The organism is Streptomyces sp. RLA131 (assembly GCF_056270125.1).
This window is the reverse complement of the sequence record NZ_JBWDOQ010000002.1, coordinates 7754381-7767876: the sequence shown is the minus strand read 5'-3', so window position 1 is coordinate 7767876 and position 13496 is coordinate 7754381. Positions and strand designations below refer to the sequence as shown.

14 protein-coding genes are annotated in these 13496 nt (G+C 72.7%); 6 read left to right on the top strand and 8 right to left on the bottom strand.

Annotated features, from left to right (window positions below):
• Positions 1-15 precede the first annotated feature (15 nt).
• From RWE79_RS36070 to RWE79_RS36060, 3 genes are all read left to right on the top strand, one after another.
• Positions 16-753 carry a class I SAM-dependent methyltransferase gene (locus tag RWE79_RS36070; RefSeq protein WP_475944485.1) on the top strand — a complete coding sequence of 246 codons (738 nt, stop codon included), beginning with the start codon at positions 16-18 and terminating at the stop codon, positions 751-753.
• 808 nt (positions 754-1561) lie between these two features.
• A complete protein-coding gene (locus RWE79_RS36065) occupies positions 1562-2305 on the top strand; it encodes a YcnI family copper-binding membrane protein (RefSeq protein ID WP_475946321.1) in 744 nt (247 codons plus the stop codon).
• 92 nt (positions 2306-2397) lie between these two features.
• Positions 2398-2832 carry a VOC family protein gene (locus tag RWE79_RS36060; RefSeq protein WP_475944484.1) on the top strand — a complete coding sequence of 145 codons (435 nt, stop codon included), beginning with the start codon at positions 2398-2400 and terminating at the stop codon, positions 2830-2832.
• A gap of 100 nt (positions 2833-2932) precedes the next feature.
• Here RWE79_RS36060 and RWE79_RS36055 read toward each other — a convergent pair whose 3' ends face one another.
• Complete coding sequence (locus RWE79_RS36055; protein WP_475944482.1) at positions 2933-3427, bottom strand: peptidylprolyl isomerase; 495 nt, start codon at positions 3425-3427, stop codon at positions 2933-2935.
• A gap of 136 nt (positions 3428-3563) precedes the next feature.
• A complete protein-coding gene (locus tag RWE79_RS36050) occupies positions 3564-3755 on the bottom strand; it encodes a hypothetical protein (RefSeq protein WP_475944480.1) in 192 nt (63 codons plus the stop codon).
• A 144-nt stretch (positions 3756-3899) separates the two neighbouring features.
• On the opposite strand from RWE79_RS36050, the gene RWE79_RS36045 reads away from it, so the two are divergent.
• The 3 genes from RWE79_RS36045 (at position 3900) to RWE79_RS36035 (ending at position 7013) form a co-directional block, all read left to right on the top strand.
• Complete coding sequence (locus RWE79_RS36045) at positions 3900-4865, top strand: hypothetical protein (protein WP_475944478.1); 966 nt, start codon at positions 3900-3902, stop codon at positions 4863-4865.
• Between the two features lie 144 nt (positions 4866-5009).
• A complete protein-coding gene (locus tag RWE79_RS36040; protein ID WP_475944476.1) occupies positions 5010-6152 on the top strand; it encodes a glycoside hydrolase family 3 N-terminal domain-containing protein in 1143 nt (380 codons plus the stop codon).
• A gap of 51 nt (positions 6153-6203) precedes the next feature.
• Positions 6204-7013 carry a metallophosphoesterase family protein gene (locus tag RWE79_RS36035; protein WP_475944474.1) on the top strand — a complete coding sequence of 270 codons (810 nt, stop codon included), beginning with the start codon at positions 6204-6206 and terminating at the stop codon, positions 7011-7013.
• Positions 7014-7061: 48 nt separating this feature from the next.
• Here the strand turns inward: RWE79_RS36035 and RWE79_RS36030 are convergent, their stop codons facing one another.
• From RWE79_RS36030 to RWE79_RS36005, 6 genes are all read right to left on the bottom strand, one after another.
• Positions 7062-7277 (bottom strand): hypothetical protein, encoded by a 216-nt coding sequence (locus RWE79_RS36030; protein ID WP_475944472.1) that lies wholly within the window; start codon positions 7275-7277, stop codon positions 7062-7064.
• Positions 7278-7375: 98 nt separating this feature from the next.
• The gene (locus RWE79_RS36025; protein ID WP_475944470.1) at positions 7376-8479 is read right to left on the bottom strand and encodes a calcium:cation antiporter; all 1104 of its coding nucleotides are present in this window, start codon (positions 8477-8479) and stop codon (positions 7376-7378) included.
• A 59-nt stretch (positions 8480-8538) separates the two neighbouring features.
• The gene (locus RWE79_RS36020; RefSeq protein WP_475944468.1) at positions 8539-9666 is read right to left on the bottom strand and encodes an LLM class flavin-dependent oxidoreductase; all 1128 of its coding nucleotides are present in this window, start codon (positions 9664-9666) and stop codon (positions 8539-8541) included.
• A 12-nt stretch (positions 9667-9678) separates the two neighbouring features.
• A complete protein-coding gene (locus RWE79_RS36015; protein ID WP_475944466.1) occupies positions 9679-10806 on the bottom strand; it encodes an LLM class flavin-dependent oxidoreductase in 1128 nt (375 codons plus the stop codon).
• Complete coding sequence (locus tag RWE79_RS36010; protein ID WP_475944464.1) at positions 10803-12188, bottom strand: NtaA/DmoA family FMN-dependent monooxygenase; 1386 nt, start codon at positions 12186-12188, stop codon at positions 10803-10805. The genes RWE79_RS36015 and RWE79_RS36010 overlap by 4 nt, the downstream gene beginning before the upstream one ends.
• A 20-nt stretch (positions 12189-12208) precedes the next feature.
• A complete protein-coding gene (locus RWE79_RS36005) occupies positions 12209-13480 on the bottom strand; it encodes an LLM class flavin-dependent oxidoreductase (RefSeq protein WP_475944462.1) in 1272 nt (423 codons plus the stop codon).
• Positions 13481-13496: the final 16 nt, after the last annotated feature.

Below are 13496 nucleotides of genomic sequence, written 5' to 3'. Positions count from 1 at the left end.
GCGGACGCTGTCGCGGTGTTCTCCGATGCCGAGGTTGCCGCGCTGTACGACCTGCTGAACCCGTGGGATCCCGGCCGGAGGCCCGAGGCCCCCTTCTACCTCCCGTTGGTCATGGGCGCGGGGTCGGTCCTGGACGTCGGCTGCGGCACCGGCGCCATGCTGCGCGTCGCACGTGAGCGTGGCCATCACGGCCGGCTTGCCGGCCTGGACCCGGACCGCGCCGCGCTGGACCGGGCCCGGCGCCGGGCCGACGTCGAGTGGGTCGAGGGCACCGCGGCAGACGCCAGGAGCGGTGCCGGCTTCGATCTTGTGACGATGACCGGCCATGCCTTCCAGGACCTGCTCACCGACGACGCCGTGCGTGCTTCGCTCGCCGCGATCCACGGCACCCTGCGCCGAGGTGGTCGTTTCGCGTTCGAGACGCGGCACCCGCAGGCGCGGGCCTGGGACGAGTGGACCTCCTCCAACCCGGATGACGTGGTCGGGCTCGTCGATCACTCCGGCCGTGCCCTGCGGTATCGGCACGACGTCGACTCCATCATCGGCGACGTGGTCACACTCCGCGGGACGGTGGCCGCGCCGGACGGCACCGTACTGCGTGTCCTCGGCGAAAGCCTGCGGTTTCTCGATGTCGCCGCGCTCAACGGATTCCTCGCCGAGGCGGGCTTCGAGATCGAGGCACAGTACGGCGACTGGAACCGCGAACCCGTTACCGCCTCCAGCCGGGAGATCATCACCATCGCCCGCCGCTGACAGCCGGGTACCGCGGCCGGATCGGGCAGGCGCGGGTCCGCCGTGCGAACGTGGCCCTGAACAATCGTGGCCGTGGTCCCGTACTCGTCGCCAGAGACCCACCGCACCCACTCCCACCGCGGCACGAGGAGCGACCGTCAGCCGGCACGCACACCCCCGGGCAGCAGGGCGCCCAGGCGTCATGAACGCCTCCTGGGCGGTCCGGATCGTGCGCGCGGCGGTCTTCGCCGCGATGTGCGTGACGCTGTCCGCCGCCGCCCACCGGCTGGCCGTGGGCACCACTCCGCCGGTGTGGGCCGACGGCTGCGGATTCCTCGCCGTCACCGCCCTGGCCGGTCCGCTCGGCGGGCGGGAACGTTCACTGCGCGGCATCAGCGGCGCGATGCTCACCGTCCAGGCCGCGCTGCACCTCGCCTTCGGCTCCACGGGCCCACGTACCGGCGCGATGCCCATGCCGGGTATGCCGATGGCGGCCCGGCCCGGCGGGCACGCCTTCACCGCGCACGGCGCGGTGGCGCATCTGCTGGCCGCGCTGCTCGCGTCGTGGTGGCTGTACCGGGGTGAGGCCGCGTTCTGGTCCCTGCTGCGCCGGGCCGGGGCGCTCGCCCCGGGCCTCGCCGCCTGGTGGCGCGGCCGTACCGGTCCCGTCGTGCCCTGCGCCGACCCGGCCGTGGCGGCACGCCGCCCCGCGCCCGTACCGAGGTCCGAGCTGCGCCACGCGGTCTCCCGGCGGGGGCCGCCCGGCGCGGGTTCCGCCCCGCGTCCTGTGCGCCTCGCACCCACCCATGTCCCCGTACGGAGCACCCCCATGGCATCCGCCCCCACCACCGCCCGGTCCGGCCCGCTCAGAGCCGCGGCCGTCACCGCTTTCGCCGCGACCGCGGTCCTGGCCGTCGCCGGCCCGGCCTTCGCGCACGTCACCGTCCACCCCGACAGCTACGCCAAGGGCGCCACGGACGGCACCATCACCTTCCGCGTCCCCAACGAGGAGGACGGCGCGGGCACCAGCAAGGTCCAGGTCTTCTTCCCCACCGACCACCCCGTCCTCGGTGTCCTGGTCAACCCGCTGCCCGGCTGGACGGCGACCACGACGAAGGCCAAGCTGACGACTCCGGTCAAGACCGACGACGGCACCATCACCGAGGCCGTCTCGGAGATCACCTGGACCAAGGGCTCCATCAAGCCCGGCCAGTACCAGGACTTCAGCGTGGCCTTCGGCCAACTCCCCGAGGACACCGGCGAACTGGCCTTCAAGACCCTGCAGACCTACTCCGACGGCACGGTCGCCCGCTGGATCGAGCAACCCCAGGAGGGCCAGGACGAAGCCGAGAACCCGGCCCCCGTCCTCAAGCTCACCGCGACCGCCGACAGCTCCTCCGCGAAGACGGCCGAGGCGTCCTCGTCCTCCCCGGCCCCCGCCGCGGCCAAGGCATCGGCATCCGCCGACGACTCCACCGCACGCGGCATCGGCATCGCCGGCCTGGTCGTCGGCCTGCTGGGCCTGGGCGCCGCGGCGTTCGTCGTCATCCGGACCCGCGCGACCCGTCCATAGCCCCTCCGGCGGGAGCGTGTACGAGGGGGTCCGGGCGCATCGCGGGCCCGGACCCCCGGGGCGATGTCAGTGGCCCGATGTACGTTCGTGTCATGGCCGCCCGCATCGATCTCACCCTTGACTGCACGGACGCACAACTCCTCGCCGCCTTCTGGAAGTCGGCGCTGGGCTACATCGACGAGCCGCCGCCCGCTCCCTTCAGCACCCGGGAGGAGTGGCTGGCGCAGTTCGACCTGCCGGAGGACGACTCGGAGGACGACGGTGCGTGGCTCTGTGATCCCGACGGCGTCGGCCCCCGGCTGTCGATACTCAAGGTGCCCGAGCCCAAGAAGGCGAAGAACAGGCTCCACATCGATGTCCGGGTGCCGGGGCACGGCGGCCCCGACGAGCGGTGGGCCCGGATCAGGAGCGAGGCCGAGCGGCTGGTGAAGGCCGGCGGCAGGGTGCTGGAGGAGTCCGACGGGCACCATGTGGTGATGGCCGACCCGGAGGGCAACGAGTTCTGCGTCGCCTCGGGCCCGGCCTGAGGCGGACTGACGTACAGGCTGGGCTGGGCCGCCCGCCGAGGCCTCCGCCGGCCCCGCGGGGGCGGCGGCAGAGACTTCGGCGAGCGGCAGGTGTCGGAGGCTACTGGTCCACGACGCCGGACTTCGCGATCTTGATGACGCTCTTGGTCGCGCCGGTCCGCGAGCCCTGGCCCTCGATGGTCTTCACGATGTCCATGCCCTCGACGACCTCGCCGAAGACGACGTGCTTGCCGTCCAGCCAGTCGGTGACGATGGTGGTGATGAAGAACTGCGAGCCGTTGGTGTTCGGGCCCGCGTTGGCCATGGACAGCTGCCCCGGCTTGGTGTGCTTCAGCTGGAAGTTCTCGTCGGCGAACTTCTCACCGTAGATGCTCTTGCCACCGGTGCCGTTGCCCCGGGTGAAGTCGCCACCCTGGAGCATGAAGTCGGGGATGACCCGGTGGAACGCGGAGCCCTCGTAGCCGAAGCCGTGTTCGCCGGTGGCGAGCTCACGGAAATTCCTCGCGGTCTGCGGGACCACGTCGTCGTACAGCTTGAAGACGATCCGTCCAGCGGGCTGGTCGTTGATCGTGACGTCGAAAAACACATTACTCATGGACCCATCCTCACATCTCTTGTCCGGGGAGGAAGCCTCGACCCACCACTCACCGCGAATCAGGGCCCTCCGAAGGGGGCGAGTGCTACCGGACGGCGCAATAAAGCCAGCAGGCCGGCGCACAACCATCCGCCCGTCACAGCAGCCGGACCGGGTGCTGCACCCCCGACGCCCGGGCCGACCTCGCCGTCTCCGCCCCCGAGGAGAACGCCGCCGGCGCCGTCTGGTCACTGCGCGGCGCCACCACCGGCCTCACCACCACCGCCACCATCGCCTTCGGCCCCACCGCACTGGGCGCCCCCGCCACCGCCGCCCGGTTCGGCGGCAACTTCGGCAACGAGAACGGGCCGAACCTCTGTCCGCCTGCGGGTGCGTAGGACGGCCGTCGTCCGGAATCGGTGCGAAAGCCCTGCGGGGCGCGTGCGGCATCCGTAGCGTGTGCGGTCACGAGGTACACGTGACAGGGGGAAACGTGACCGCTGCGGCTTCGGGCACCCGGCAGGGGCAGCGCCTCTGGCTCGCCCTGGTCTCCACCGCCACCATTGTGCTGGTGGTGACGACCTGCGACCAGGTCGGTCATCCCGGCACGGTGCTGCAGGTCGTCGCGGCTTCGGCGACGGTGCCGGGGGTCCTCGCGCTGGGTCAGTTCCTGCTCCTGCGCAGCGGGCACGTCGAGCCGGCGACGATCGGGGTGGCCGGGCTGAGCGCGGCGATCATCGGGGTCAACAGCACGACGGGCAACGGGCGGATGGTGCTCGGCGTGCTGATCGCGCTCGCGGTGGCCCTGCCGTTCGCGCTGCTGAGCGGCTATCTGGTGCTCAACGCCGGGCTGGGCTACGCCATGGTGTCGGCGGCCGCTGTGCTGATCGGCGCGGACCAGCTGGTCGCGGAGGTCGTGTCCCGACCGGTGAACACCTATGCGCCGGCCCTGACCGCGCTGGGGTCGCAGGACCTGTGGTTTCCCGGTGTCTTCCTCTTCGCCGTGGGTCTGTTCGCCGTGACGGCGTTCTGCGGACCGGCGCTGGAGGCCCGGTTGCGGCCCGACGACACCGGGTGGATCAGGCCCGCCCTGCTGGTCTTCGTCCCGGCCTTCCTGCTGGCCGTCCTCGCGGGACTGTTGTACACGGCACATATCCAGGCCGCCACGCCGGGCGGCCTGGGCCGGGAATTCCTCACCGTGTGCCTGGTCGCCCTCACCGCGGGCGGCTGCAGCCTCAGGACCGGGGAGGCGGATCTCGTCGACGTCGTCGTCGGCACGGCCTTCACGGGCGCCCTCATCACCTGCCTCGCGGTGAAGGAGGTCACCGCCTCCCGTACCTCCCTGGCGCTCGCCGCCACGGGGCTCGTCTTCATCCTGCTCGACCTGGCCCGGACCCGACGGGTGACGGAACCCGTCGGCCCGGGCCCCGTGCCCGCCCCCGCGCCCGCCCCCGACTGAGGGCGGCCTCGCAACAGAGTGCGGGCCGGCCGGCGAAGCCGGCAGGTTCCACCGCGCCGAGGTCTTGGCCCCGGGTCCCGGGCCCACCATGATCGGAGGTGGGGCTCCTGAGAGCGGGCCCAGGATCCGATCCGGAGGCAGCTCATGCGCAGACCCGTACCGGGCACACCGCTCACCCGGCGCCGGACCGTACTGGCCGGGGCCGGGGCCGCGGTGGCCGGACTGGTGATCGACACCTCGGCACCGGCCGCCATGGCCTCACCGGGTGGCACCCCCCAGCACCTGACGAACCGCCAGCTCGCCGGACAGCGGGTGATCTACTCCTACCCCGGCCTCACACCCCCGGCGAGTTTGCTGAAGCGGATCCGCGCGGGCGAGGTGGCCGGGGTGATCTTCTTCGGCGGCAACATCAGCAGCAGGACACAGATCGCCTCCGTCATAGCGCAGCTGGTGGAGGCCCACGCCGCCGGCCCGGTCAGCCTGCCGCTGCTGCTGATGACCGACCAGGAAGGCGGGCTGGTGCGCCGCCTTCCCGGGGAACCGGTCCTGTCCGAGAAGCAGGTCGGGCAGGCCGCCGACCCCCTGGCGGCGGCCACGGCCGCGGGCACCGGCGCCGGGAAGAACCTCGCCGGGGTGGGCATGAACCTCAACCTCTCCCCGGTGCTCGACGTCTACCGCGAGGCCGGCGACTTCATGGACCGCTACCAGCGCTCGTACGGAAAGAACGCGGCACAGGTCGGCAGGCTGGGCGCGGCGTTCGTCACCGCCCAGCAGGCCACCGGGGTGGCCGCCACCGCGAAGCACTTCCCGGGTCTCGGCGCCGCGGCGGCGGACCAGAACACCGATGCCGGGCCGGTGAGGCTCGGCCAGTCACTGTCGACGCTGCGCTCCGTGGACGAGGCCCCGTACAAGGCGGCCATCGCGGCGGGCGTGCGGCTGGTCATGGTCTCCTGGGCGGTCTATCCGGCGCTGGACGCGCACCATCCGGCCGGGCTGTCCGCGACCGTGGTCCGCAAGGAGCTCCGCTCCCGCCTGGACTTCCGTGGCGTCACCATCACCGACGCCCTGGAGGCGGGCGCCCTGAGCGCTTCGTACAGCACCGGGCGGCGGGCGCTGCTGGCGGCCGAGGCCGGAATGGACCTGCTGCTGTGCTCGGCGCAGAAGGTGAGCCAGGGCGAGGCCGCCGTCACGGCGCTGGCCGCCGCGCTCGACGACGGGTCGCTCGCGACCGCCGACTTCCTGTCGGCGGTGGCCCGGATCACCTCGCTGCGCGCCGCACTGCGCTGACCGTGGCCCCGCCGGACAGCGGCGGGAGCCCCTGGGGGGAAGGACACGGCGATGGACGACGGTACGACGCTGTACGGCCCGGCGGAGTGGGAGGGGGCGCCCGTGCGGTACGGCCCGGTAGCCCGGGTCGCCGTGCTGTCCGATGTGCACGGCAACATCCCCGCCCTCGAAGCCGTGCTCGCCGAACCGGATGTCGCCGGCGCCGGCCTCGTCGTCCTGTGCGGTGACCTGACCTGGGGCCCGGAACCGCAGCGGACGTACGAGCTGATCGCCGCGCTGGGCGAGCGCGCCCTGTGCGTGCGGGGCAACGGGGACCGCTACGCCCTGGAGATCGCCACGGCCGTACGACGGCCCACCACACCGCGCGAGTCCTGGATTCCCGCCCGGCATTCGCCCGAGGCCGTCGCGTTCCTGGCCGGGGTGCCGTTCAGTGTCGTCGTCGGCGTCGACGCCCTCGGTCCGGTGCTGTTCTGCCACGGTTCACCCCGAAGCGACCATGAACTCATCACCCCGGGGACGCCGGCCGCACGGTTCGCCGAACTGGCCGCCGCCGTCGACGCGCCGACGATCGTCAGCGGCCACACGCACCTGCAGTTCGACCGGGCCGTGGCCGGCCGGCGCAGCGTCGGCCCCGGCAGCGTGGGCCTGCCCTTCCACGAGGGCGAACCCGGCACCGCCTACTGGGCCCTGCTCGGCCCCGACGTCGCGCTCAGGACCACCCGCTACGACGTCGAGGACGCCGTCGAGCGCACCCGCCGCTCCGGCGATCCGAGCGCGGAACGCATCGTCTCCCTGCTGTACGGCCCGCCCACTCCGGCGGAGATCATCGAGGACGCCGAGACCCGGGTCTTCGCCCACTGAACGGAAACGGGGCCGCCGTGTACGGGCCCACGCGGCCCCACACGAGGGTCAGGCGCAGTAACGGACCAGCCAGTCGTTGTCGGGGTCACGCCCGAAGCAGGGGTCGTTCGGCGGGACGGAAGGCTGCGACTCCACGGTCCGCGCGAGCGGTATCCGGGCAGGAAGGCTGCCGAAGCGCGCGGAACGGAGGGCGGCGGACGCGTCCGCGACGGGCGCGGTGTCCTCCGAGGTCGCGGAGGTCTCGCGGGGCGGCGTCGACGGCATGGTGTACCCCCACCGGGTCGGGACCGCCGGAGTACGACGGCTCAGTACCGCCATGATACCGGGGCCGGTCCGGGCCCGGCCGGTCCCGCGAGCGGTGGTCAGGGGTTGACCGCGAGGACCAGGTAGGCGGCGAGGACCGACAGGTGCACGCCGCCCTGCAACGGGGTCGCCCGGCCGGGGACCACCGTGAGGGTGCCCACCACCACGGTGAGAGCCAGCAGCACCATGTCGCTCGGCCCGAGCCCGAGCACCAGCGGGCCCGGCAGCCAGAGGGACGCGAGCGCGACCGCCGGCACGGTGAGCCCGATGCTGGCCATGGCGGAGCCCAGCGCGAGGTTGAGGCTGGTCTGGACCCGGTCCAGCCTGGCCGCGCGCACCGCGGCGATCGTCTCGGGCAGCAGGATGAGCAGTGCGATCACCACGCCCACCACGGAGGAGGGCAGCCCGGCGGCGCGTACGCCCTCCTTGATGGTGGGTGACTCCACCTTGGCCAGGCCGACCACCACGACCAGTGCGACGGCCAGCAGGCCGAGGCTGGACAGCGCCGTCCGGCCGCTGGGCGGTTCGGCGTGCCGGTCGGCGTCGATCGGCTCCCCGGCCCGGTCGACGGGCAGGAAGTAGTCGCGGTGACGCACCGTCTGGGTGAGCACGAACACCCCGTACAGCACCAGCGAGGCCACCGCGGCGAAGACCAGCTGGCCGGAGGAGAACCGGGGGCCCGGTGAGCTGGTGGTGAAGCTCGGCAGGACCAGGGTGAGGGTGGCCAGCGTGGTGACGGTGGCGAAGGCGGCACCGGTGCCCTCGCTGTTGAACACCGCGACCCGGTGCCGCAGCGAGCCGACCAGCAGGCAGACGCCGAGGATCCCGTTGCAGGTGATCATCACCGCGGCGAAGACGGTGTCCCGGGCCAGGGTGCTGTTCTTCTCGCTGCCGTCCGCCATCAGCGTGACGATCAGTGCCACCTCGATGACGGTCACGGCGACCGCCAGCACCAGCGAGCCCAGCGGCTCGCCCACCCGGTGCGCGACGACCTCGGCGTGGTGCACGGCCGCGAGCACCGCCCCGGCCAGGAAGAAGGCCACCACCACGACCACGGCGACGGGCGGCTCGCGCCCCCAGGTTCCCGCCAGCACCGGCAGAGCCGCCAGGGGCACGATGGTGCTCCACCGGGAGGCCCAGCCCCGCACGCGTTCGACGACCATGCCGTGATCCTCACAGAGCCCGGCCGCGCCCGCCTCCCCGGTCAGCCGGCCCCGGCCGCTCAGCGGCGGTGCCACTCCTCGGCCAGGAGCTGGTAGGAGCGGACCCGGTCGGCGTGGTCGTGGGTGATGGTGGTGATCAGCAACTCGTCGGCCCCGGTGGCCTCCTGGAGCTGTTCGAGCCGGTCGGCGACCTGGCCGGGTGAGCCGACGAACTGGGTGTCGAGGCGGTCGTCGACCAGGGCGCGGTCGGCGTCGCTCCAGGTGTGGGCGCGGGCCTGTTCGGGGGTGGGGAAGGCGATGGCGCCCTCGGCGGTACGGATGCTGCGGACCCACAGGCCGTAACCGGTGGCCAGTTCCCGGGCGGTGGCGGCGTCCTCGGCGACGACGACATCGGCGGAGACGCTCAGGTACGGCTTGTGGAGCTCCTCCGACGGCTGGAACGCGGCGCGGTATCCCTCCGCGGCCTCCAGTACGGTGGCCGGGCTGACGTGGTAGTTCGCCGCGAAACGCAGGCCGTTTCGCCCGGCGACGTCGGCGCTGACCCCGCCGCTGCTGCCGAGGATCCACACCTCCAGTTCGGCGCCCTCGCCGGGGACGACATGCGCTTCGGTGCCGTTCTCGTCGCGGTAGTCGCCGCGCAGCAAGGCCAGGATGTCGTCGATCTGTTCGCCGTACTCCTGGGCCTCGGCGTTCGGCTGGCGGAGCATCCGCTGCTGGAGGGCCACCCGGGGCGAGCCGAGCAGATGTTCGAAGGAGAACCGCGGCGGGATCAGCAGTCCGTTGGGGGCCCGCCCGTCGACGACGGGGGTCGTGGTCGGCGGGGGTGGTCCGGCGTCCTTGGGGGGACGGCCGGCCGACCGGCCGAGGCCGAGGTCGAGCCGTCCGGGGTGCAGGGCGTCGATCAGGCCGAACTCCTCGACGGTGGACAGGGCGGTGCGGTGGCCGAGTTGCACCGCACCGGAGCCGATCCGGATCGTGGAGGTCGCCGAGGCCGTCAGGGCCAGCAGCACGGCGGGCGAGGTCCCGGCGACGCCGGGGTTGAGGTGGTGTTCGGCGAACCAGTAGCGGGCGTAGCCGAAGTGTTCGGTCCGCTGCGCGAGGTCGATGGTGTTGCGCAGTGCCTCGGGCGCGGTGGAGCCGGAGGAGATCGGGACGAGGTCGAGGACCCCGAGAGGTATACCGGACATGATCGGGGCTCCTCAGGCGTCGGTGCGCACGGACACGGGACCGGGCCCGGATACGGACCCGTCAGCGGGCTCAGCGGTAGGACCGGCGAGGGCCGGGGCCCAGGGGAACGGCGGGTCGGGGATCTCCCGCCGCAGTACGGGCGCGATGTCGGACTGGAAGAGTTCGAGCGCGGCGCGGTGCTGACCGTCGGTGAGACCGCCCGCGTCGGCGTGCAGGTGCAGCACGCTGTGCCCGAACTGCTCGTGGTAGCGGTGCACCTTCTCGATCACCTGCTCGGGGCTGCCGATCAGCGCCGAGCTGCGCTCGACGAAGTCCTCCAGGGTCGCGAACACCGGCTCGACGCCCAGCCGTTTCTGGAAGCCGAGATGGCCCTCGAAGACCGGCCGGTAGTCGGCGATCGCCTGCTGCGAGGTGCGGGCGGCGTAGTAGCCGGCCGTGCCCGCGCCGACCACGGCCCGGGCCGGGTCGTGTCCGTAGTGCGCCCAGCGCTCCCGGTAGTGGCGGATCAGTTCGGCGTACGGGCCTATCGGATGGGTGACGTTGGCGGAGAAGAGCGGGTCGCCGTAGCGGGCGGCCAGGTCGACCGACTCACGGCTGGTCGCGCTGCCGTGCCAGACCCGGATGGGCTGCTGGAGGGGCCTGGGCCACACCTCGGCGCCGTCCAGGGCGGGGCGGAAGCGCGGTTCGGCGGTGACGGTGTCCTGCCGCCAGATCCGGCGGAAGAGTTCGTAGCTCTCGGCGTTGCGGTCCCACTGGTCCTCGGGGGTGACGTGGAACAACTCGCGCTGGGCGGTGCCGTTGCCCTTGCCGATGATCAGGTCGAGGCGGCCCGCGGACAGGTGGTCCAGGGTCGCGTAGTCCTCGTAGGCGCGTACCGGGTCGAGCAGGCTGAGCGTCGTGACGGCGGTGAACAGCCGGATCCGCGAGGTGAGGGCGGCGATGTGGCTGAGCACGACCGGCGGCGAGGAGGAGATGAAGGGCCGTTCGTGACGCTCTCCGACTCCGAAGCCGTCGAAGCCCAGTTCCTCGGCGAGCAGGGCGTTGCCGATCACCTCACGGAAGCGTTCCGTGGTCGGTTTCAGGACGCCGGTCACCGGGTCCGGGGCGTGCACGATCAGGGTGATGGCCAGGAACTTCACGATGCCGCCCGCCGCTCGGCCGGTTCCGCGCCGCCCACGGCGGGGAGGGCCAGGCCGAGGTGGTCGCGCAGGGTGGTGCCGGTGTACTCGCGCCGGTACACGCCCCGCTCCTGCAGCAGCGGGACCACGGTGTCGGCGAACGTGTCCAGGCCGCCGGGGGTGATGTGCGGGACGAGGATGAATCCGTCGGACGCGTCGGCCTGTACGAAGGAGTTGATGGTCTCGGCGACGGTGGCCGGCGAGCCGACGAAGGACTGCCGGGCGCTGGTGGCGATGACCAGCTCACGGATCGACAGCTTCTCGGCCTCGGCGCGCTCACGCCACTCGCGGGCGGTGGCCAGCGGGTCCCGGTACATCCGTACGCTGGCCCGTCCCCGGGCGATCGTGTGCTCCCCGAGGTCCGGATCGATGTCGGGCAGCGGCCCGTCGGGGTCGTAGCCGGACAGGTCGCGGTTCCACAGCTGTTCGAGGAACTTGATCGCGGTCTGGCCGCTGACCTGCTGCCGCCGTACCTCGTGGGCCAGTTCCCGTGCCTCGGCGTCGGTGTCGCCGAGCACGAAGGTCGCCGCCGGGAGGATCAGCAGCTGGTCGTGGCTACGGCCGTGGCGGGCGAGGCGGCCCTTGACGTCGGCGTAGAACTCCCGGCCCGCGTCCAGGGTGCTGTACCGGCTGAAGATCGCGTCCGCGCCGGCCGCCGCGAACTCGCGTCCCTCGTCGGAGTCGCCCGCCTGGAAGATCACCGGGCGGCCCTGCGGGCTGCGCGGGACGTTGAACTGGCCGGCGATGTCGAAGTGCCGGCCCTGGTGGACGAACGCGCCGGCCCGCGCGTCGCGCAGGAAGGTGCCGGACTCCTTGTCGGCCACGATCTCGTCGCCGTGCCACGAGTCGAACAGCTCCTCGGCGGTCCGCAGGAACTCCTGCGCCCGCGAGTAGCGGTCCTGCTGCGGGAGGAAGCCGCCCCGGCGGAAGTTCTCGCCGGTGAAGGCGTCCCAGGAGGTGACGACGTTCCAGGCGGCGCGGCCGCCGGAGAGGTGGTCCAGGCTGGCGAACTGGCGGGCCACCTCGTACGGCTCGTTGAAGGTGGAGTTGATGGTGCCGGTCAGGCCGAGGTGTTCGGTGACGGCGGCCAGCGCGGACAGCACGGTGAAGGTGTCGGGCCGGCCCACCACGTCCAGGTCGTAGATCCGGCCGCCCTGTTCGCGCAGCCGCAGGCCCTCGGCGAGGAACAGGAAGTCGAACTTGGCGCGTTCGGCGGTCCGCGCGAAGTGCGCGAAGGAGCTGAACTCGACGTGGCTGCCCGCCTCGGGGTCGCTCCACACGGTGGTGTTGTTGACGCCGGGGAAGTGGGCCGCGAGATGGATCTGCTTCAGGGGCTTGCTCATGGTCGGAAGATCCCTCCGGCTCAGACGGTGGCGTAGCGGTTGGCGGGGCGGGCGAGTCCGAGCAGCCCGCGCAGGGTGTCGGCCTCGTACGCGTGCCGGAAGGCGTCGCGGCGCCGGAGTTCGGGCACCAGGCCCCGGGTGACGGCCTCCAGGTCGCGGCCGATGGCGCCGGGGCGCAGCCGGAAGCCGGTGAGTCCGGCCCGCTGCCAGTCCAGGAGGAGGTCGGCCAGTTGCCCGGGGGTGCCGGTGAACACCTTCGCGTCGCTGGTGTACGGGTGGCCCGCGAGGCCGTCCAGGCGTGCCTTGCGGTCCGCCGCCGCGCCGGGTTCGTCGTCGAGGAACACCACGAGGTCGCCGAAGATGTGCACGGTTTCGTCCGCCCGGCCGGCCTCGGCCTGCGCGGCGCGGATCTCGGCGACGACGGCACGGGCCTGGTCGCTGTCGTGGGGGGTCACATAGCCGATGTCGGCCGACCGGCCGATCAGCCGGTACGGAACGCTCGCGTGCCCCAGCGCGCTGACCGGCGGCTGGCCCTGGGGCGGCCGGGGGGTGATCGAGGGGCCCTTGACGCTGAAGTGCCGGCCCTCGAAGTCGATGTAGTGCAGCTTGTCGCGGTCAACGAAGCGCCCGGTGGCGGCCTCGCGGATCTCCGCGTCGTCCTCCCAGCTGTCCCACAGGCGGCGTACCACCTCGATGTGGTCGGCGGCCTCGTCGAACAGCTCGGCGATCAGCTCCTGTACGACCGGGTCCGTCAGGGCCGCCGCGTTCTGGAAGGCCTCGGCCGGCAACTGCGGCAGCGTACGGCGGCCCAGGTGCGCCGCCTCGTGCCGGCGGGACGACACCTGGACCCGCAGGCCGGCGCGGCCGGTGCTGACGTAGTCCAGGGTGGCGATCGCCTTGGAGATGTGGAACGGCTCGGTGTGGGTGGCGACGACGGTCGGTACCAGTCCGATGTGGCGGGTCAGCGGTGCGACGCGGGCGGCGATGAGCACCGCGTCCAGCCGTCCGCGGACCTCGTCGGTGCGCCCGTCGGGTTCGGTGGGCCGGGAGGACTGGAGCCCGAAGGCGTCCTCGAAGGTGACGAAGTCCAGCAGTCCGCGCTCGGCCTCGGTGACCAGGTCGGTCCAGTAGCCGGCCGTGAGCAGGTCCTGGGGGCGGGCCTCGGGCTCCCGCCAGGCGGCCGGGTGCCAGCCGGCCCCGTCGAGGGCGACCGCGAGATGCAGCGGCGCGGGCGGGGACGCGGGTGAGGAGGGGGAATCCGTTGAAGCGGGGGAAGGGGGTGCTGCGGACATGAAGGGGGCTGCCTTC